The sequence below is a fragment of the Pseudomonadota bacterium genome (assembly GCA_022361155.1).
GTDB lineage: Bacteria > Myxococcota_A > Polyangia > Polyangiales > JAKSBK01 > JAKSBK01.
The window spans coordinates 1-21,263 of the sequence record JAKSBK010000391.1 but is presented as its reverse complement, the minus strand read 5'-3'; the positions used below and the strand labels follow the sequence as shown (position 1 = coordinate 21,263).

The following is a 21,263-nucleotide window of genomic DNA, read 5'->3' as shown; positions in this document are numbered from 1 at the left end:
AGTCGCCCCAACGGGTATCGCAGGCGCCAAGGCTGCAAGCTCCCCCGCCGCAGCTCTCGCCGGCGTTGGCGTAGTCGCACCCGGCGTTGCAGGCCCCGCAGTTGCCGAGCGTGGTGAGCGGCGTTTCGCAACCGTCGGAATCCACGGCGTTGCAGTTGCCCCAATGGGTATCGCAGCCGAGGATTTCGCAGCTGCCCCCGGCGCAGGACGCGCTTGCGTGCTCGAGAGCGCACGCGACCTCGCACCCACCGCAGCTCGTCGGGGTGTTGAGCGGCTCTTCGCAACCGTTGGCCGAAACGCCATCGCAGTCGCCGTATGGACCTACGCAGCCGGTGAGCGAGCAATTGCCGTTGCTGCAAACCGAAGTGGCGTTGGGGGCTGGGCAAAGTAGCGAGGGGTCGCCCTCATCGATGGTGCCGTCGCAGTCATCGTCCAGGCCGTTGCAGACCTCGATCCCGGAGCTTGACGTGCAGGCATCGATCGTCCCATCGAGGCCGGCATCCGGGAGCGCTCCGTCACTTGGGCCCGAGTCGGCGTTCCAGCCCCCTGCGCCACCGTCGATGCCTGGCTCGGGCGCTGGCTCGTGAAGGGGCGCGTAGCCGATACGCCCGCATCCCAGCACCCAGGCTACCAGTAGCAGTTGTGCGTACACCCGCATCGTGAGGATCTGGGATCCAAACGGTCTGCCATCCGCTGCGGTGTAGGTGGGTCAAGACGGTCACGGCCCGTTCCGGCAGCCGCTTCCTCGTAGGCCGCGACCCGCGCACGGCGGGCCCACGGTGGCTGCGGCCGATGGGAGCGCCGACCCGGGCAGCTCTTTCCCCGCTCTGCCGCCACCGCCGATCGGCGGACCGATTCAAGCCCTCGGGCTCTGGTTCAGCCGTACCCAGTATGCGCCCAGTCTTGCCACGACGTCCGTGAACTCTCTGAAACCCACCGGCTTGACCACGTAGCTGTTCGCTCCGAGCGCGTACGCGGCCTCGAGGTCCTTGTCTTCGCTGGATGAGGTCAGAATCACGATCGGGATGTCTTTCGTGCAGGCTTCGCCTCGTAGTCGGCGCAGCACTTCCAGGCCGTCGACCTTGGGAAGCTTCAGGTCAAGCAGCACGGTGCGAGGATGCTGGCCGGCTGCGTTCTCACCGAAGAAGAAGTCGAGCGCTTCGGCACCGTCTTCGACGTGGCGCAGGCTGCCCGCGAGACGCTGCTTTGTAAGGGCGCGAATGGTGAGCTCCGCGTCCTCCGGGTTGTCCTCTACCAGGAGAATCTGGACCGGCCCGGAATCACTCATCGGGTTGCCTCCCGCGGGGCAACGCAAACTCGAACGTGGCCCCACTACCGACCTCGCTGTCCGCCCATATGCGGCCCCCGTGTCGCTCGAGGATCTGCTGGACGAGCGCGAGGCCGACCCCGGTGCCTTCAAAATCGCGCTCCTTGTGCAGGCGCTGGAAGACTCCGAACAGCTTGTGAGCGTACCTCGTGTCGAATCCAACACCGTTATCCCGGACCGAGAAACGAGCCTCCCTGTCGTCCGAGGCGCCGTTGACTTCGATGACAGCTCTGTCGCGCGGTCGAGTGTACTTGACCGCGTTGCCGAGCAGGTTGATCCACACCTGCCGGAGCATCGCCGGGTCGCCAAGCACGTTCGGCAGCGGTCCCAGTCGCAGCTCGACGCGGCGGTTTGGCTCCTGCGACATCGTGTGCTCGTACGCGGCGCGTGCCAGGGCGTGCATATTGACGCGTCCTGGCTCCACCGCACGGCGGCTCATGCGCGAGAACGCCAACAGGTCATCGATCAGCTGACCCATCTTCTTCGTATTCCTGACGATGATCTGTAGCAGGCGATTTCCCTCGCTGTCCATCGCGTCGCTGTGATCTTCCAGCAAAGCGGTGGCAAAACCATCGATGGCCCGTAGCGGCGCTCGCAGGTCATGCGAAACGGAGTAGCTGAAGCTCTCCAGCTGCGCGATGGCAGTCTCCAGCTCACGGCGCTTTCGATGGAGCTCGATCTCAGCCTGTTTTCGCGCCGTGATGTCAGCCAGCGTCCCGATCATGCGGTACGGCCCTCGATCGTCGGCGAAGAGTTTCGCTTTGCAGCCCACCCAGTGCACCGATCCGTCCGGCCACACCACCCGGTATTCGGTGTCGTAGGGTGTACGCTCGCTCAGAGACTGCCGCAGCTCTGCGGCGACCCGCTCGCGATCGCAGGGGTGCACCATCTCGAGCCATTGTTTTTCCGATGGCATGCGGTCCGAAGGCGGCAGGCCAAAGAGCGCGAAATAGCGGTCCGTGCATTCCGCGTTGTCGGATCGGATATCCCAGTCGAACATGCCAAGTGAGGTGGCGTCCTGGGCGTGGGCGAGTCGCTCTTCGCTGGCACGAAGCGCCTGCAACGTTTGCTCTCGCTTCGTGACTTCGGTATGCGCGCCGAGCATGCGGATCGGTTTCCCGGCGCTGTCGCGAATCACGAGACCCCGGCATCGGACCCACACCGTGGAACCGTCCTTATGGCGGTACCGGACCGTCTGGTCGTAGGGGTGGTCGGGATCGTCGCAGTGCTTGCGGAAGTTCTCGAGGGCGAGCTTCAGGTCGTCCGGGTGGATCATGCTCTGCCATTCCGAGGTCAGGTGCTTTTTCTCCGCGGGGTCGTATCCGAATACCTGCCAGAACCGAGGGCTCATCCACTCGTTTTCGGTGTTTTCGAGATCCCAGTACCAGATGCCGTCGAGCGAACCGGCCTGGATGAATTCGAAGATGGTCGGATCGCGTCGGACCATGTCGTACAGCTCTTTCTTGAGATACGCTCCGTCCATCAAGGTGCCTCAGCGCTCGGACGGCTGGCCGCCGAGCCTTGCATGCGTTCGTTCGTTGTCCGGCGCACTGTTCCGGCTTCTCGCCCTACATGCGACACATCGTCACATCGTCCCCCCCCGCCATCGTGCTCGGGCCGGCACGGGCGGCTCCCAAGTTGGTCGGAGCCGACACAAGGCCAAAGTATCGTTCCAAGGAGGAGCGAAATCAAGCGGTGGCACGGTCCTGGTACCGCGGATCACAAGCTCGGTCCGGGACCCTACAGGGCACGGATGAGGTCTATTGGTCTGGCTACGTCCACGTCCACGCCCACGCAGCGTTCACCACCTGCCGTCCCACGTTCGTCCTGGCCATCTGAAACGCGCCACTCGGCTCAGGTCAACTGCTCCCTAGCCTCGAGTTCAGCACTTGTCGGGTCGCAGCGCGTTCGCCACGGCTCGTCCGAAGGCCGAGGCGCTTGTTGCGGGGTCGTTTGGTGCTCCCACCTGGGCTACCCGACCTCGTTCGAGAATCACGACCTTCGAGGCCAGCGTCCGAGCCTCCTGCGGATCGTGCGTGACATGTACGACCGTCGTCCCGTGCCGCCCGAACAGGTCGCGCAACAGGGCAAGCAGCTCGTGCCTGGTCACCAGATCCAGGTTGGCCAGCGGCTCATCCAGCAGCACGGCGGTTGGATCGTGCACGAGCGCGCGGGCTATGGCGAGACGCTGCTGTTCGCCTCCCGAAAGCTCTGCGGGGTAGCGCTGCTCGAGCCCTGCCAGACCCACCTGATGCAACATGCTGTGCATGCGATCGCGTGCCGCCGAGCGGGGCAGCTTCTTCGGCTCGAGGACGAAGCGCAGATTCCCGAGCGCCGTGAGATGCGGCCACAGGGCCAGGTCTTGGAACACGACGGCGATGTTTCGCATCTCGGGCGCGATCCGTAGCTTGCCTGCGGCGCTGGCCACGCTGCCGCGCACGCGTACGATACCCCGCTCGGGCAGCGTGAGTCCCAGCAACAACCGCAACAGCGTGGACTTGCCTGATCCCGACGGGCCCAGGAGCGCTACGACTTCTCCGGCGGAGATCGACAGCGTCACGTCTTCGATCACACGCGCAGACCCCCTGCGGGCCGACACGCCGTCCAGCGCGAGGACGGCAGTCACGTCCGCAACCTCGCTCCCCGCAGCACGAGCCCAGCGCCTGCGACCGCGAGTGCAGTAAGCAGGACATGCAATACACCGAGCGCGGCCACGATCGCTCGCGGACCGTTGGCCTCGAGCGTGAAGATGCGCACGGCGAGGGGCTCGAGGCCGGGCGGGTAGAACGTAACGACCGTGTCCAGATCCCGCAGGCAGAACACCAGGACGATCAGCCAGGCGGCCGCGACACCGCGCGCGTGCATCGGCACGACGATGCGCAACATTCGGCGCGCAAAGCCGGCGCCGAAGGCAGCCGCAGCCTCTTCGTAGTGGAGCGAGCTGCGCGAGAAAACAGCGGCCAGGGTCCGGATTCCGACCGCGGCATAGCGCGCCACGTAGCCCAGCATGAGGATACCCATGCCCGTGTAGACGAGCTGGGTCTGGGGCCGATTCCAGGTGCCGATCAGGCCTACACCCAGTACCGAGGCGGGAGTCATGAAGGCGAGCAGGGCCAGCGCATCGAAGCTGCGCGCGAACGGCCGCTGGCGCGCGAGCGCATGGCCTGTCAGCACTGCGATCAGTACGACCGCACTGGCCGCAAGAACGCCGGATAGCAGACTCGTGGCCAGGCTCGACCGGATCCACGAGACGCCTTCGGACAGGCCGTTCGGGCCCGCGGCAGCCAGCAGGGAGCCCAGCGGGGCCAGAGGAACGAGCGCTGCAAGCCAGGCGAGCCCGGACAGCGGAACGCGCGCCCGACCGAGGTCCAGCGGCGCGGCATCGCGCGAGCGCATACTCAAGGCCGCGTAGGAACGTCTACCGAGCAGCCGTCGATCGATCGCGACGAGGACCAGCCCCAGGGCGAAGAGCGGCAGCACCAGGGCTACGGCTTCGCCCGGTGCGTACTGCACGCCGCCCAGGCGGGTGAAGACGGCCGCCGAGTACGTGCGCACACCCAAGAACATCGGCACCCCAACCTCGGACAGCGACAGTGCGAACACCACGAGCGCACCGAATGCGATCGACGGCCAGGCCAGCGGCAGCAGGATGCGCGTGACCACCCGCAACGGCGGGCTCACGACCTGGGCGGCCTCTTCGAGCGCCGGGTCGATGCCCATGAGGCCCAGCCCTGTCAGCGCGCTCACCACCGGCGTAAAGGCCAATGCCAGGGTTACGACCACACCCGCCGGCCCGAACAGGAGCGCCGAGGTCGCGCTGGATCCCAGGAGCCCGCCGCGGCCAAACAGCTGAAACCAACCCAGCGCCAGAAGAAACGGTGGCAGGAATAGGGGGAAAAGGTGCAGCCACAGCGCCCATGCTCGCCCGATCATGTTGCTGCGAGCCAGGAGCACGCCGAGCGGCACGCCGAACGCAACCGCAATCAGGGTCGTGGCGAGCCCGAGTACGATCGACGCCACGAGCAGGCCCCAGGATCGTGCGGCTCCCAACGTGGACCGTAGCTGGTCGAACGCTGCGGCCGACCACAGCTCGGAGGCGAGGACGAGCAGGGGCACGAAGCAACACAGAAGCAAGGCGGCGGCCGCGAGCCCGAACAGCGCCGGCATGTCGAGCAGGCGAACCAGTGCCCCGCTGTTCCGGGACACTGCGGATCTGCTCAAAGGCCGACCCACTCACGGAGCCAGGGCTGTATTCGCTCCATGGTGCGAGCCACCTCCGCGTAATCCACCTGCATGGGCTTCAGGCTTTGCACGGCCCTCACGTGCTGCGGGACCTCGACGCCCGGCCGCAGGGGCATGTGAGCCGCGCTCGCGGCCATGCGCGCCTCGACGTCTGCCGAAAGCAGGCAATCGATGAGGCGTCGCGCCAGCTTGGGGTGGGGGGCCCCCTTCATGAGCACGACGACGGTTGGCATCACCAGCGTGCCCCCGCCTTGCTGGTCGGGGTACACCACTCGTACCGGCGCGCCGGTGTCGAGAGCCTCGTTGGCATCGTCGGTGTCTGTGAGACCGAAGGCGATCTCGCCGTGCGCCACCAGCCGCTTGACTTCGCCGTTCGAGCTCGCAATGCGCACATCGTTGCCTCTGAGCTGCTCGAGGAAGGCCTTTGCCCTTTCGTGGCCCCAGGTGCTGAAAAGGGCGGCCACGTGCATCGTGGTGGTCCCGAAAAGCGGATTCGCGATCGCGGTCTTGCCCTTCCACTTCGGATTGACCAGATCCCGGATCGATCGAGGCGTATCCGAGCCAGGCACCAGCTCCTTGTTGACCAGCAGTACGCGCGCGCGAGCGGCAAAGCCTGTCCAGCTGCCATCCTCGGCACGAAGCGCCGCCGGCAGCTGCGTCGCGGCCGGCGAGCGATACGGCTCGACCAACCCCCGCTCGAGCAGCACGAACGGCCGTACAGGATCGCCCGACCAGAAGATGTCGGCCTGAGGATGCTTGGCTTCCGCGATCAGCCGATTGAGCACACCCGTGCTCTTGGTTTCCTCGGTATCGAACACGCCGCTGACCGAAAGCTCGGTAGATTGCTCGCAGTACCGAAAGATCGGCTCGGAAAAGACCTGGTCGACCGATGTGTAGGCGACAACGCGGTTTTTGTCGGCGGCGCAGCGCTCGCAGGCGGCAAGCAGGGCGAAAGCCACGAGCAGGACCGCGCGCACGCGCCAGTGTCCGGTGGGAACGATCCTCAAGGCGCATCCTTCGAGAGGTCGGACACCGAAAAGTCATCGAAGTGAGTACGTGCGTCGGCCTTGGTCCACAGACCCACCATTCCTTTGCCGGTGAAGGTTGGGTCGTGCACGTCGAGGTGTTTTTGCCCGTCCAGGAAGCCCTCGATGTGATCGCCCGCCATGCGTATCCGCAGCATATGCCAGGCGCCGTGATCGAGCCGTATGGAAGCGCTTCCAATTTGACGCCTCCGGCCGTTCTTGACCCGGTAGACGCGGAAATTGTCCTCGAGCGGATTGTAGCGAGCAATGTAGTAGTTCTTCGCGTCGTGGGCTCGCCACACAACGCCCCCGCCCTGATCGATCCGCCCGGCCACGGCCTTGAGGCGAACCGAGACGTCGACATCCGCATAGCTCGTTTCCTTGGCCAGTGCGAGGTTGAAGACCGGGTTGGCGTTGGATGCTTGTTGTGCCAGCACTCCGGTTTCGCTTCCTCTTGGGGAATCCGTCACCAGGCTCCAGGTTCCCACCACGGGATCGAGCTCTTGCGGCAGCCCCCTGGTCACATCATCGAAGGACCAGCGCTTGCGATGCGTCGCCGGGGCGGCAGCGGCTTTCGGCGTGGGGGCGGGCCCAGGAGCGCCTTGTCGAACCGCGTCCGAGGGCGCGGCTGGCTTCGGCTGGGGTGCTGCGGAGGCCGAAGCCGTGTCCTGTCTAACCGCGGCCGGCGGCGCGTTGGGCTTGGGTGCTGCGGGGTTCTTGCAGGCCGCCAGCGCAGACCCGGCGCAGGCCATCAGCCAGATCGCGGATCCATGTTTCCGCACTCCATGTTTCCGCACTCCATTCTCTTGCACACGGGAGCGCGGAGCGCAGGTAGCTGACTTTGTTGATGTCATCGGTCACCTCCGAAGCGTGGGGATGTGCGCTGCGCCCACCCATCACAGCACCAGAATCTACCAGCATCTGGTACAGGCCGCCGCATCGCTCCTGACCAAAAAAGCGCGGGAGCTCCAGCGCAGCCCCACATGTGTGCCGAAAACCACTCGTTCCATGCCCGGTTTTCGTTTCTGCTCGCTCAGCGTGCTGAGGTACGCTGTGCGCTGATTTGAGCGCGGGAGGACCGAACGAATGACCGGCAAGCTCGGGATCGTCGTCACGAGTGCCCAGCTCGACCCAAGTTCCCTGCCTTTTTCCAGCCTGGGTGCCACGCATTTCCTGGATTTCCTGCTGACAAACCTTCGCAGGGCATTCCCAGACACGCCGAAGATCTTCGCCATGGGATTCGAGGATCTGCAGGAAATCGACGAGCAGCACGTACAGAGCATCAGAGGCTACGACTTCGAGTTCTTCATCGGTGACCGCGACGTGCACTGGCGCCTGCTGAAGGCCGCGCGGCGCTTCGAGCTCGCCCATGTCGTCGAGGTTCCCGTCTCGCACGTACTGACTTCCATACGGGTGACCGGATCGCTGATGACCTCGCATCTGCGGAGCCGGAGCGATCTCAGCGCCTGCCACAATCTCCCCGGTGCTCTGGCGCCGGTAATCAGCAGCCGCGAGAGCCTCGAACGCTGCTACAGCATGCGCGAGACCGGTTTTCTCAAACACTTCGGCATGGAGGAAACGGTGCGGGGCGCAGCGTCTCACACCGCGTTCATGCTGGCCAACCCGAAGTATTTCAAACTGAACCTGCACCATGAGCAGCTCGCTTGGGAAGGCAAAGTCGACCCCTTCGAGGATCGCTTCGCCGGGCTTGTTCTCGACAGCAAGGAACGCCGTGCTCAATTGCGTAATCTTATCTACGAGATCAACAAGGAGAGCATCGAGCCCGAGGACGTCATCGACTTCTTTCTGATCCGGAGCATGCAACGCGCGTGGGGACAGTGGTGGCGCCACGACACCAAATACATCGTCGCGGACAACGAGCTCATGTCCACGCCCGACGATTACGAGAGCGCCGCACTCGATGAAGTCAATGCCTTCGTGCTGGAGGACGCCGTCTTTCTTGACGGCCGCGACCCGGAAGAGTGCAGCATCTTCGAGCTTGGTTGCGGCCACGGTCGGCTCCTGCGCGTCTTGGCCACGCGCTTCAAGCACGTGCACGGCACCGATGTCACCCGCGAGCGCTACCTCGAGGCGCGCTACCGCTGCCGTGGTTTTGACAATATCCACATCACGCAAAACGACGGGCGATCCGTGTGCCAGTACGAGGATCAGGTGTTCGACCTCGCGTTCGCGCACGGCGTATTCGTTCATATCAACAGCAAGAAGATCATCACGAACTATATCGCCGAGCTGGCGCGCGTCGTGAAGCCCGGGGGTCGAATCAAGTTCGACGTGTATGCCGGTGAAGATTCGTTCGGTATCACACTCCGAGATTTCGGCATTGGGGCACGCTACTCCGACGAAGAGCTTCGTTCGCTCTTTGACGCGTGCGACCTGAGGGTCGTCGAGCTGCGCAAGGTCACGTGCCGGCAGTTTCAGCGCACGGGAACCAAGCGGGCGCTCCTGCCCCTGGAGCAGATCGTAGCGACCGGCGAGAAGGCCTGAACTACGCCGCCCCAAGGCATTGGGCCGAAACTAGAGCTGTGCCAGATCAGCGAGCACCTGTTGGGCGCGGTGGCGCCATGTGTGGCGAGCGCGAACCTCCTGGGCAGCCCGATTTCGAATCCGCTCGCATGCTGCGGGATCCGCCGAGTATCGCGCGCACTTTTCGCCAAAATCGTCGAGGCTGAAAGGGACGTAGTGCTCGTAGGGCTCGAAGTAGTCCCGGATGCCATGAGGGAGGCGGTCATGGCTCGCTTCGCGAAAGAACAGGAACCCCCCTGCGGACATGGCGTCAAGCAATCGAAAGTGCATACCCTCGCCCTCGTGCAGATTGATGCGCGCGTTGCGATAGACGTCCGCCATCTGCGCCGGCGTCTCCAGGTAGCGGCGGTAGTAGGGAGCGTAACGCGGCCACCTGAGCCAGTTCGGGGGGCCGTACAGCGCGACGCTGTCGGTATGGCAAAGGACGGCGTCGATCAGGCCTGTGCGGTTGACTTGACGGCTGATCCGGCAGCAGATGTCGTAGCGAAGAGCGTCGTCCAGTGCCATCCGCTGGCCACACGCTCGCAGGGCGTTGGCCTGCATGATCTCGAGGGCCCCGTCGACCGTGTATAGGTGGTTCCAGCGTTCGCGCGTCTCGCGGCAAAGCTCGGGAAGCGCGTCACGAAAGCGATAGTCCTTGTTCGGCGTGAGCGGGCGATCGAGCTCGGCCTCCGACCAGGGATTGGGAATGTGCCCAACGAACGTCACATCGAAGCCGAGTTCGGCGCGTCCTCGCGGGTACTCGATCGGACAGGTTCCGGGGGGAAACACCCGGTGCAAGGAACGATGTGGATACAGTCCCATCCAATTGTGGCAGAAGAGGTAGGTGATGTCGCTGCCATCAAAGGCGTCCAGGGACTTGCCGGCGTTGTCGACAATCCAAGTGATGTGCCGGATATCCTTGGACAAGGATGGGACGTCGCAGCGTGCGCGGTTCATCTCGAACACGGCAATCGAGCCGTGGTGGCGGCACCAGGCGCGGAGTTGTGATTCCGGAAGCAGCCTGCAGGCGCCATCCGCTTGTACGCCCGCGGCCCGAAAGCCTCGTAGCATCTGGCGAAGCAGGTTCTGGTAGATCGGGGTAGGGCGAGGAAGGAACACCGAGACGTGGCGCGGGCGCATGTCAGATGGGGGCGGGACGGGCGTAGTCGGGGGGTAGCAGGTAGCCCTGCGCCAGGTCGCCCAGGCGCTCGCGTATGCTCACGGCGATTCGATGTGGAAGCGGCATCAAGACCGTAGCGTCCCGAGGTGCGTCGGGCGGCGCCAGGACGGGCCGGCCGCGAAGCCGCCGCTCGACCCGAGCGCCGTCCTCATCCACAAAGAAGTCCGCGCACTCTTCGAGAGTCGCAAGCAGCCAGTTGCCGCCAATGGACGTGCCGAAGATGCCGAGTCTGCCAGGCGCTTGCGTACGCGCACGTTGGCACGACGCGCGCAGTGCGCTCAGCCACGCCAGTGCCGCGCACGCAGCCTCGGCGTGCTTGGCCGACTCGGATCGGAGCTCGGTTGCCATCGGTCCGGCGGACTTCTTGCAAGCGTTTGGTCGAGCGATCACGGTAACTTCCTTATGGAGCAGCTGCGCCGACACGTGCACCAGGTCGAAGCCGGCACCCGTTACGAGCCGCCGCGCCGTGGTGAGGGTGAAATGCGAACAGTGGTCTGCGATCACCAGGTCGAAGGGGTTGTCGACGAAATAGGGAACTTGAACCAGCAGGTGCCCGTCAGGTCGCAGGCGAGAACGGATTTCGGCAAGCAGCTGTACCGGGTTCGGCACGTGCTCCAGCACGTGAACCAGGGTGACCAAGTCAAAGGCATCGGGCGTATCTTTCCAATCGTCGTGAACTGCAGCTACCCTTGGGATCGATAGCACGCGCTCGGGCTCGCTGAGATGGGGGTCGTGGCCGGACAGCGACCAGCCGGCCAGCAGCTCGGAGGCCGCCTGCAGCGTGGCACCGTTGCCGCAACCCACGTCGAGCATGCGACCACTCGGCGGAAGCCCGGTGATCTGCTGCAGCGTCTGGAGCAACCTGCCCGAGCGGGGCGCCGCCCGGCCCAACGGATCGAAGACGGTCTGCTCCGTCCGATCGCGGCTCTGGTGGTATAGCGCGTAGCATGCGTAGATCTCGGCGACTTCCCGCCGCCACTCGGCGTGAACGATTTTCTGGACGAGCGCGCACGCCGTGCAGACCCCGAGCTTGCCTCCCGCAGGCCACGGACGACAGTCGGATGTGACACGTGCGTGCGACGAGAATCCGCCGATCTCCACGGGCCCCGCACGACCACAGTTGTGGCACACGTGCCTTGCATCGCCGCGCGTGCCATCCGCAGCCACGGTCAAACTACGGGAAAGCTGGGGCCCCGGATGGGCTCACCCTCGGCGACGGCCGCCTGCTGGCACATCGCGAAGGTCGTGCCTGCTCGTGGCGCGTAGCGCGTGCGACCCAGCAGAAACCGGAGCGACAGCGCTCTGCGTAGCCGTTCGGAGGGGTTGGGCATGGAGGCGTGCCACGTCAGCGCAGCATGAAAGGCTATGTCGCCCGGCGTCATAGCAAGCGTGACGACTTCATGGCCGTGGGCAGCCGGGTCCGCAGGTACGAGCCCGTCCTCGGGCTCGCCGATCGGCTCGCCCGTGTGCAGGTCGACCGGGGTCAGCGCCTGTGTGTGCTGGCTACCAGCGGCATACTGAATCGTGCCGTTGAGCCGATCCACGGGATCCAGCGGGATCCAAGCTGCCAGCTGGTTGTGGGGAAAAAACGGGAAGAAGGAGGCATCTGTGTGCCACGCCAGCGCACCTCCCTGCCGTGGCGGCTTCTCGAAGATGACGGTCTCCAGGAGACGCAAATCCCCCCTCTTGAATCCGAGCCCCAGCGCGAGCTGGCGCGCGTACTGCGTTGCCGCTCCGCTCAGAGCAAAGTGCTCGAGGCCAGGAAGCTCGCTAAGCGGGCGCATGCGCTTGCGCTCCCCGGGCACGTGCCGCCAGAAACAGGCCGCCGGCGCGTCCGCCGGCAGCAGGTTGACGCACGGTTTTCGAGTGAAGACTTCCCACTCGCGCCGGATCGCTCCGATTACACGGTGGTCGATCGCCTTCGGAATCAGGACGAAACCATCGCGCTTGAATGCCTCTGCGTACGGCGATCCCGTGCTCACGCCTGCAGTGTAGCGTCAAGCTTGGTTGACATGTCAACATGGTGGGCGAGCCTGGAGACCGACCCTTGACGCGTATCAAGGCTGTGCTTACCGAGGGACTCGAGCGGCTACATGTGTGGCGTCCGGATGCGCTGTCTGCGGTTGGAACGGATTGGCGGGATGTTCTAGTCGCGGAGTCGGTTAACCACCCTGTGCTGGTCGAGGCCTTGGTCGAAAGCGCAGTCCAGCGAACTGGGGCCGGTCGTGTGTGCGTCGATGGCATCAGCCCGATTTCGGAGACCCTTTGCCAGCGATTGCGACAACGATTCGAGCGTGTCGAGCTCCACGTAGGTCGCTACCCCACGGATGCCGAATACCTGTTTGGTTGCCGCACCCGGCGTGACGGGGCCTGCCTTCGTGAGGTGGAGTGCGTGGTCAGTGCTCACGTTCGCGCGGGCGGGCCGCGGCCGGCCGCGAACGATCAGGACTTGCTCGAGCTGACTCACCCTCGGGTAGCGCAGCTCTACGCGCGCCGGCTGCAGGCCCACCGCATCCAGCTCAAGGAGCGCCTGGACCGCTTCCGATTCGACGGGCGCCAGGCGATCTTGTTTGTTTCCAAGAAGGCGTTCTACAACCAGCTGCGCATGAGCACCGCCCTGCGGCGGCAGGGATTCCGCACGGCCGCGGTGGTGCTCGATTCGCGCTCCCGGGGACACAAAGAGAGCTATTTCGATGACGTCATCAGCACCGATCTGTGCAGCTTGCTTGGCTGGCTCAGCCGCGCGGACCGCGCGCGAGTGCATACGCAGGGGTGGCTCTTTGGCTACCACGTGCCTTGCGTCATCGACGCATTCCTTCCACCTTCGTGCGGGCACACGATCGAATTCATGGATATCCAGTCGCTGGTTTTCCCGACTGAAGACTTGAACGAGGTCTTGCCGCACATGCGGGCGGCGTTTGGGCAAGATGTGGAACGCGCCCACGCGCGCCAACTGGCCTGTGAAGGCTACTTGCTCGCGCGAGCCGACGGCGTGGTTTTCACAGGGACCGAGTCGCACGCCGGAGATGTGAAGCTGTCGGATCGCGGCCGCTACCTATCGTTCCCGAGCTACCCTCTGTCGGATTTCTTTGCTGCTTCAGCGAGCGCTCCTGCCGAACCCGGTAACGTGCCCTCGTCACTTCGCCTGGCCTTTGCAGGGGGGATACCACCGCTCGATGCTCGATTGCCGGCGGCCCTTTTTGGAGACGCACAGCTGCTGACCACGGCGCGCGCTCTGCTCGAAGAAGGCTTGAGGCTGGATGTGTACAACAATCCCTTGCTGGCTCGGCGAGATACATTCCGCGGCCGCTATGCTGGGCATCTCGAGCTGGCGTCTCGGTTCGACGCATACCGCTTTCTCGAAGGCGCGCTGCCGTGGGACATCTCGAAGCTGCTGAGCAAATATCACTATGGCCTCATGGCGTATGATTTCGAGCGCACTCGAATAGGGATGAAGCACTATCGCCACATCGTGCCAGCCAAGTTGATGATGTACCTGGAAGCGGGCATACCCGTGCTCATCAGCGAACGGTTTGTGGACGCGGCGCGGTTCGTCGAGCGCCATCGGATCGGGCTCAGCGTGCCGGAAGGTGGGCTTCGCTCGCTTCCGGGCTTGCTCGCGCGCCTGGATCATGCGCGACTCCGCGAACAGGTGCTTCGCAAGCGCGCGGAGTTGTCGATGGACCGTCAGATTGGACAGCTGACGGCCTTCTACGACGAAGTCGACGCCCTTGCTTCGTCTCGGAGCCGCCGCAGAGACCCGATGTCGCCGAACCAGCGCGCGAGGCAGTAGCCTGCGAGCGTACATGTGCGGCGATTCCTCCTTTGACCGCCAAGCAGTGGAAACGCGACAAGCGCTCTGCCAACAGTTCCCGTGCACGGCGGCCCGATGATACACTGCGATGGTGCGACGCCAGGTTGGCATCGCGGCGCTTCGCCGCGGTCCGCCTCCACCTCACCAGAAACGACATGTCGCAACTGATTCCGCTTCGAAGTCAAGACTCTGCGCGTTCGGCTACACGCCGCAATGTCTTATTGCTTTCGCCAAGCTATGCGCGCGACCGCAATACCCAGTACTTTCCGATCGGGCTTTCGTACCTCGCCTCGTACATCCGGCAGTTTGGTCACCGGATCGTACCGCTCAACATGAACAACTACGGTTCAGATGAGCGTTACGCGGCGTTGGCCGACTTGCTCGAGCACGAGCTTGTCGACGTGATCGGGCTCGGTGGTCTCACGGTCGCTTTCAACGAGCTGGATCGGCTGATCACGTTCATCCGCGCTCGCAGCGAGCGACCGATCGTGCTTGGCGGTGGGATTACGTCCTGTGAGAGCGAGCTCGTGATGCGCGCCTTACGACCCGACTACATGGTCGTCGGCGAGGGCGAGCTGATATTCCGTCGCTTGCTCGACGCGCTCGGAAACGACGCGGAGATTGAACGGGTCAAGGGCATATGGCACTGGAGCGAAGGTGAGCCCGCGTTCACGGGGGAAGGTGAAGTGGTAAACCGGCTAGACGACCTCCCGGAGCCGGATCTGGAGTTGTTCGGCATGCAAGGCTACCTCGATATCCTTTCCGAGCATCAGTTCAGCTACCACGAAACACGCATCAATGTGGGCCGGAGCATCCCCATCACGGCGAGTCGATCGTGTCCTTTTCGCTGCACGTTCTGCTATCACGCAGGTATGGGCACATACCGCCGTCATTCTATACGCCTCGTTGTAGATCATATCGAGCGCTGTAGAAACCGGTTCGATACCAGCTATTTCATGATCTACGACGAGCTGTTTTCAGCCAGCAAGAAGCGGATCCACGAGTTTTGCGATCTGCTCGAGGAGCGCAGGCTGGATATCACGTGGTACTGCCAGCTACGGGTCGACCAGCTCGACCAGGCCCTGCTGCATCGCATGCGGGAGGCGGGCTGCATTCATATATCCTACGGATTCGAAAGCGGCAGCGACGAAGTGCTGCACAGCATGAAGAAGAAGGTCACTGCGGAGCAAATCGCGCGTGCCGTCGAGATGACCCGAAGGGCCCGGATCGGAATTCAAGCGAACTTTCTCTTCGGCGACCCCCGGGAAACCCATCAGACGCTGCGGGATACGTTGGATTTTCAGCAACGAAATCAGATGTACTTCGTCGACTGGTCCGCCGTGATCCCTTACCCGGGTACGGCGCTGTACGAGCATGCCGAAGCGAAGGGATTGATACGGGATCGCGTGCAGTTCATGCGCGATCTATGCAATATCTCTGGATTCCTGTGGAAGAGTCAGGTCAACATGACGGGCTTGTCTGACCAGGAGTACTGGAAGACCTACGTCAGGCTGCGTGAGCTCAACGACGAGAACCACCGCAAGCGACCCGCGCAGATCGTGGCAGGAAGGGCCGCCGGCCGCCTGCGTTCACAGCTGGAGCTCGAGTGCCCGTGGTGCGAGCGACGCGAGAGGATCCTGCTGCCCTATCCACCGGACGCATCGCACGGCAAGGTCAACCTGGGCAGCGCAGTGGGCGTTCTTGGGCTCAATATCGTGTGCGCGGAGTGCAACCGGAAGGTGCACTTGGCTGCGAACCGGATTCCTCATGTGGCCCCGATCTATCAGCGTTTTCAGCAGGCGCTTGACGAGCTTGCCAGGCAGGGGCGCAAGGTGGTGCTTTTGCCTGCCATGGATCGCTACTTCGGGACGTTCTCTCAGGATGTGGATCTGAGCGGACTGCGCGTGGAGGCTGTGCTCGACTGGCGTGAAGCTCGCGTTGGCCAACGTTTCCTGTACGGACAGGTGGCACGGCTCGACGAAGAAGCCGTGCGAGCTCATGCCGATTGCGTTTTCGTGGTGCTTCCGTGGGTCGAGCACGAGGACGCGCTGCAGCTGCTGGTCGAGAGCGGAATCCGCGACGAGGCTGTGATCTGCTGGAACCGGTTTTTCGAGGAGCATGTGGAGCAGGCGCAGGGCGAGCCGCCCATCCCGTCACGCGCGCTCACGCCCTGCATTGCTGTAGGCGAGTAGAGGTCGTTGGTAACTCCCGGTACGCTGCACGAGACGCTCACGTGCGGGCTCGAGGACGTCAAGGTGCAGCGTGCTGCCGGTTTGGAACCGTTTGGACCCGACTGGCGTTGCTGGCTGGCCAAGGAATCGATCAACCACGAGGTGCTGGGGCGGGCCCTTGTCGAGGTTGCCGTGCGAGCTCCGGACGCAGCCACGGTAGCGGTCGAGGGCGTGACTTCGCTGACCGAGGCGCTGTGCAGGGCGCTTGGCGATCGTTTCGGACCGGCCCTGCGGGTCCTGGCGGGCTCCCATCCGACCAAGGCGACCAGGTTGTTCGGATGCCCCGTGGCGTTCGGCGACCCGCCTCTTTGTGACTACGACCTCGTCGTGAGCGCGGACGTCGGCGCCCGGGTACCGGATCCACCGTGGAGCTCACAACGACTGAGTCTTGCTCACCCCGAGGTCCAGGCCCGCTATCTGGCACTGCTGCACAGCCACCGCAGCGCGCTCGGCGCTCGGCTGGACGCCTTGATCGCGGACAATCCGAAAACGGTCATCTTCGTATCCCGCAAGGCTTTCTTCAACCAGATTCGGATGAGCGCCGAGCTCAGACGGCGGGGTTGGACGACCGCGGCGGTCGTGCTCGACGCGCGGCTACAGGAACACAAGGAAGGGCATTTCGACGCGTTGCTCGCCAGCGACCTCTGCAGCTTGCTGTGCTGGCTCAGCGGTTCGTCCGGCGCCAGAATACACACCCAGGGCTGGCTTTTTCGCTACCACATCCCCACGCTGATCGACGCGTTTAAACCTCCCACTTGCCGGCACGTGGTCGAAACCATGGACCTCAACTCGATGTTTCTTCCACCACAAGACACCGATCGAACGCTGGCCCACATGCGTGCGGCCTGGGGCGAGTCCGTCGAGCGCGATCATGCCGTCCAGTGTGCGTGCGAGCGTTACCTGTATCGAAATGCCGACGGCGTCTTGTTTACGGGCAGCGGCGGTTACGAGCGCGAGCTGGGTATCGAAGCCCTTGGCCGAAGTCGGTGCTTCGTCCACTTTCTCAGCTACCCGCTGCGGGACTTCTTCGTCGAAGTGCCAGGTGTTGAAGCGCCGCCCGACGGCTGCGATCCGAGGCGGCTGCGGCTGGTGTTCGCTGGGGGCGTGGTCGCTGTCGAGCCGCGACGGCCGCCGGCCTTGTTCGGAGATGCTCAGCTCGTGGGCACTTTTGCTCCACTCGTGGAAGCTGGTTTGCAGCTTGATGTCTACAACAATCCGCTGCTCGCGGATGGCGGGAGCTACGAGGTTCTGTACAGGGAGCACCTGGAGCTGGCACGCAGGCATGCCAACTACCGGTTTGTCGAGGGCGGGCCGCCATGGGAGCTGAACCGGACGCTGGCCGAATACGACTACGGTTTGATGGTGTACGATTTCACCGGAAACCTGGTGGGAGACAAGCACATGCGAAGCATGATCCCCGCCAAGCTGTTCATGTACCTTGAAGCGGGGCTGCCCGTGCTCGTGAGCTCGCGCATTGCCGCGGCGTGCCGCCTGGTGGAGCAGTATGGCTGCGGCGTGGCGGTGGAGCCGGTTCAGTTGCGCGATTTCCCCGAATTTTTGCGAGGGCTGCAGCACGAGGAGCTACGCCGTGGTGCTGCCAGGGCGCGCGAGCGTTTGGCCATGGACGGCCAGATCGAACGTCTGATCGCCATCTACCAGGACGGCAGACCCGACGGCAGCGAGTGAGCCCGCGTTACGCGGCCTGTGGCTTCACGCGCTCCGCCAAGGCTCGGCGCAGCTCCTCGAGCATGAGGCGGGCGCGACAGGCGTAGGTGTGGTGCTTGCGGATACGTTCCCGGCCGGCGCGGATCACTCCCTGGCGCCAGGCTTCGTCCACAAAGGCACGACGCACGATTTGAACCAGCTCTTGATGGTCGGAAAAGAGAGTAACCTCTTTGCCTATGGCGAGATTCTCTGCGATCTCGCCCGGCGTGTAATCGAAATCGCCGTCACTGCGGGCTACCAGGAAACCACCGGCCGCGATGGCCTCGAAAACACGTGCATGCATGTTGCAGTGACGATTGATGTGGAGCACGACCTTGTGCTCGCAGTAGGCACGCGCGAGGGGCTCGCCGGGCTCCACGAAGCCCCTGGCAAAGGGGCGGAAGCGCGGGATTTCGTCCCACCCGCGTCCATAGAGTGCAAGGGGTATTCCCGCATCGAGCAGCGCGCCGGCAACGCGGACGCGATCCACGTGCCGCGCTGCCAGCAGCGCCTCGTGCACCACGCTCTCGTACCGGGCTGGTGGAATCTCCGCACCCACGTCTGCGATGACCGCATCGAGGATCGGCCTGATCCAGCTCATGGCCAGCGGCACGACCTCGGTCCGCTCGAGCCGGCGCCGGAGCTCCGGGAAGACCCCGGGCGCAAACGCCGAATCCGCAGGATAATAGAGGTTGGTGATGTAGGCGACCTCGTCGCGAGGCTCGCCCGGATCCCTCAGCTTGAACTTGTCTGGATCGACAGCGAACGGGGCGCAGGCGATGTGGGGATAACCGAGGTCACGGTAATGGTTGGTAACCGAAGTGTTGAGGGCGAAGGTGAAATCGAGGGAACCTAGTTGCTCGATGATGCTGGGCTTGCGCAAGCGCGGCAGCTCGTCCAGGATCCAGCACACCAAGGGAAGTCTCGAGGGAATGAGCCTGCTCGCCTCCGGGCGCACGTGGTCGATGAGAAAGAGCAGGTCAGGCTGGAAGTCGCGCAGCTGGCCCGCGATGCAGACGTGCTGGAGGGTGTCCAGGGCGCTTTGTTCCATGAGCACGTGCACTTCACAACCCGCCTGCTCGAAACCGCGTGCCAGGTCCTGCGTGACATACTGGAGGACCGTGGTGTGGATGGAGGTCAGCAGCAGCAGCCGAGGCTTGCGCCGCTCGCGGCCCGCCAGGACGTCCAGGAGCCTTCCCGGGGCACTCGCGTCATAAGCTGCTTCGAGCTCATCGGCTATGAGCTGGGCTTGCGCCACGTGGTTCTTTTCTACCTGGTTGAGCACCTGGTTCAGGCTTGCCGGTATATCCAATTGAATGCGAGGAATGATGCGGTTGGGTATCGCTTGAAAAAACTCGACCAACTCTCGCACCGGATCGGCTCCCGTAAAGAGGTGGATGCGGTCGTCGTCGAGCAGAGTCGTGATGTTGATCAAGCCGAGCAGCACGTGGAGCGCCTCGAGGTCAGGCTCGAGTAGATACACTACCTGTTTCCAGTTGGGCATGGGACAGGTGATGCGGTTGTTGATCGCATTGGCTACATTCGGATAGCGCAGGATGGAGCCCACGCAGACATGCGCGAACCTGGCGCTGTTCGCTCGGGCGATCGCCTGCTCGACCAGCGCGGGATCGGGGGGTGGATTGAGCTCTCGCAGGTAGGGCCCGTCCCTGCGTAGCAGCAGGTGGTATGGCTTGCGCTGCACCACGGGGCCCTCGGACCGGCGGTGCAGCGACCAGGGCACGTCCGGAAGCGTGACCACAAGCAGCTCGGATTCCGGGAGCTGACTCAGACGCTCGACCGTCGCGCCAAAGCGCCTCTTCAATAGTGCCAGGTTGCGTTGCCGCGTCTCGCGGGCGACGGCGGCCTGCTGGCTCATGAGCGCCGCGGCGTCGCGCTCCACTTGGGTGCGTGCACCAGCTTCGAGATCCGCGGCAGGCAACCATTCGGCCAGGGCAGCGGGGCATTGGAGCTGCGTCCAGCAGTCCAGAATCTGTCGGGCGACCGTGGGGCTGGGGCTAGGCCGGGAAAGGGCCAGAAGAAAGCGCAGGCAGTGATAAGCCTCGCCCTGCTCGAACAAGAAAGCCGACCACTGCCGGCAAAAATCCGTGGGCCATTCCCCCGAATGCTCGCACAAGGTAAGAAAGTCGGCGCTGAAACCTCGGCAGGCGTCCTGGACAGCGCGCTCCAGTGCAGCGTGGGTGGCCGCCAGGCCAGGATCGGCGGGCGCGGCAGCGTGGCAGACCACTCGACTGGGCGCGGCGCCGCAGGCAGCCAGGAAATTGCACAACTCGAAGTAGCCTGGCAAAGAGTAGATCTCGGTCGAGCCCACGACGTCCGCAAAGTGGTATTTCTGGGGGCCTTGCTCGACGGGGGCCGCAAGCTCGCGTGTTTGTACGGTGCGCAGCATGCGAGCGTCCGGCTCGAGCACCAACACCTGTTGCAGCGCGGGCAGCAGCCTGGCGGCAGCTTCAAGCACATTCCCACCCGAGCTGCCTACGCATACCAGGGTGCTGACCTGCGCGGCTTCAAGCCCGCTCAACCGAACGCGCAAGCTCAGCGCCTCCCCTAGCTCTTCGGTCCGGGGCAGGTCCCCGGCGGCATAGGCATCCAGCTCGTTCAGACCTGCCGGGGGCTGCTGGCGCAGCTCATCCAAAGAAATCATGCGGCCCTCCTTGGCCTCGGGTGCTTGGCTGCGCCGCTGTCCGGACCCGCGCCGGTTCACGCCTCCGCGCACACGGCATTCAGGCATGTTATCGGCGGCTTTTCGGGGCGCTTGAGTCGCTAGCGCGCCAGCGAGCCTATCTTGCGGGCCTCCAGGGGCTCACCGGTCAACCCTACAGGTCGTCTTTCCTGGGACACCCAGGCTCGCGAGGCCGGGGCAAGGTGACTGCGTTGGCCCACCCGGATCCGCGCCGCCCCGCGAGCTGCAGTGTACGGCCGGCCGGTGCACGTACTGACCTGATTGACCGGCGGCGGAGCGCGGCCGATCGACGGCGCTCGGCTCCGGCCTCCGGAACATGGGGCTCACGGAAAGGTGCCGTCCTGGTATCCTGCGCTCCACCATGACTGTGCCAAGGCGTCGGGTCAAAATAACATTGCCAGGTCGGTTTTGAGGCGCCCGGCCAGCAAGGCGCGCTGTCGCGCGAATACTCCCTGTATTCGAAGGCGGCGCAACACCGCTGGACGGGATGGATCGAAATCGAAGTGGCGATGT

At 64.2% G+C, this 21,263-nt stretch carries 15 protein-coding genes; 4 read left to right on the top strand and 11 right to left on the bottom strand.

The annotated features are described in order from the left end of the window. The 7 genes from MJD61_15100 to MJD61_15070 all read right to left on the bottom strand — a co-directional run. The coding region (locus tag MJD61_15100; GenBank protein ID MCG8556598.1) for a hypothetical protein at positions 1–658 on the bottom strand (658 nt) is incomplete at its 3' end. 198 nt (positions 659–856) lie between these two features. Then, on the bottom strand, positions 857–1,288 hold the full coding sequence (locus tag MJD61_15095; GenBank protein ID MCG8556597.1) for a response regulator: 432 nt from the start codon (positions 1,286–1,288) through the stop codon (positions 857–859). Beyond that, the gene (locus tag MJD61_15090) at positions 1,281–2,810 is read right to left on the bottom strand and encodes a PAS domain-containing protein (protein ID MCG8556596.1); all 1,530 of its coding nucleotides are present in this window, start codon (positions 2,808–2,810) and stop codon (positions 1,281–1,283) included. Before MJD61_15090 ends, MJD61_15095 begins: the two co-directional genes overlap by 8 nt. A gap of 399 nt (positions 2,811–3,209) precedes the next feature. Then, entirely contained in the window at positions 3,210–3,953 is a 744-nt protein-coding gene (locus tag MJD61_15085; GenBank protein MCG8556595.1) for an ATP-binding cassette domain-containing protein, read from the bottom strand. Further along, on the bottom strand, positions 3,950–5,533 hold the full coding sequence (locus MJD61_15080) for an ABC transporter permease subunit (protein ID MCG8556594.1): 1,584 nt from the start codon (positions 5,531–5,533) through the stop codon (positions 3,950–3,952). The genes MJD61_15085 and MJD61_15080 overlap by 4 nt, the downstream gene beginning before the upstream one ends. Before the next feature lie 11 nt (positions 5,534–5,544). Beyond that, on the bottom strand, positions 5,545–6,576 hold the full coding sequence (locus tag MJD61_15075; GenBank protein ID MCG8556593.1) for an extracellular solute-binding protein: 1,032 nt from the start codon (positions 6,574–6,576) through the stop codon (positions 5,545–5,547). Continuing rightward, positions 6,573–7,448, bottom strand: a complete 876-nt coding sequence (locus MJD61_15070) for a hypothetical protein (protein ID MCG8556592.1) — start codon at positions 7,446–7,448, stop codon at positions 6,573–6,575. Before MJD61_15070 ends, MJD61_15075 begins: the two co-directional genes overlap by 4 nt. Positions 7,449–7,680: 232 nt before the next feature. Between MJD61_15070 and MJD61_15065 the strand changes: the two genes are divergently transcribed. Beyond that, positions 7,681–9,099, top strand: a complete 1,419-nt coding sequence (locus MJD61_15065; GenBank protein MCG8556591.1) for a class I SAM-dependent methyltransferase — start codon at positions 7,681–7,683, stop codon at positions 9,097–9,099. A gap of 30 nt (positions 9,100–9,129) precedes the next feature. Here the strand turns inward: MJD61_15065 and MJD61_15060 are convergent, their stop codons facing one another. The 3 genes from MJD61_15060 to MJD61_15050 are packed head-to-tail and all read right to left on the bottom strand — an operon-like array spanning position 9,130 to position 12,282. After that, positions 9,130–10,260 carry a glycosyltransferase gene (locus MJD61_15060; GenBank protein ID MCG8556590.1) on the bottom strand — a complete coding sequence of 377 codons (1,131 nt, stop codon included), beginning with the start codon at positions 10,258–10,260 and terminating at the stop codon, positions 9,130–9,132. A gap of 1 nt (position 10,261) precedes the next feature. Beyond that, the gene (locus MJD61_15055; GenBank protein ID MCG8556589.1) at positions 10,262–11,467 is read right to left on the bottom strand and encodes a class I SAM-dependent methyltransferase; all 1,206 of its coding nucleotides are present in this window, start codon (positions 11,465–11,467) and stop codon (positions 10,262–10,264) included. Between the two features lie 2 nt (positions 11,468–11,469). Next, positions 11,470–12,282 carry a phytanoyl-CoA dioxygenase family protein gene (locus MJD61_15050; protein ID MCG8556588.1) on the bottom strand — a complete coding sequence of 271 codons (813 nt, stop codon included), beginning with the start codon at positions 12,280–12,282 and terminating at the stop codon, positions 11,470–11,472. A 65-nt stretch (positions 12,283–12,347) separates the two neighbouring features. On the opposite strand from MJD61_15050, the gene MJD61_15045 reads away from it, so the two are divergent. The 3 genes from MJD61_15045 to MJD61_15035 all read left to right on the top strand — a co-directional run bounded on the left by MJD61_15045 (position 12,348) and on the right by MJD61_15035 (position 18,031). Continuing rightward, the gene (locus tag MJD61_15045) at positions 12,348–14,093 is read left to right on the top strand and encodes a hypothetical protein (protein ID MCG8556587.1); all 1,746 of its coding nucleotides are present in this window, start codon (positions 12,348–12,350) and stop codon (positions 14,091–14,093) included. Between the two features lie 176 nt (positions 14,094–14,269). Further along, on the top strand, positions 14,270–16,306 hold the full coding sequence (locus MJD61_15040; protein ID MCG8556586.1) for a B12-binding domain-containing radical SAM protein: 2,037 nt from the start codon (positions 14,270–14,272) through the stop codon (positions 16,304–16,306). Between the two features lie 6 nt (positions 16,307–16,312). Beyond that, entirely contained in the window at positions 16,313–18,031 is a 1,719-nt protein-coding gene (locus tag MJD61_15035; GenBank protein ID MCG8556585.1) for a hypothetical protein, read from the top strand. A gap of 7 nt (positions 18,032–18,038) precedes the next feature. Here the strand turns inward: MJD61_15035 and MJD61_15030 are convergent, their stop codons facing one another. Further along, positions 18,039–20,711 carry a glycosyltransferase gene (locus MJD61_15030; GenBank protein MCG8556584.1) on the bottom strand — a complete coding sequence of 891 codons (2,673 nt, stop codon included), beginning with the start codon at positions 20,709–20,711 and terminating at the stop codon, positions 18,039–18,041. Positions 20,712–21,263 lie beyond the last annotated feature (552 nt).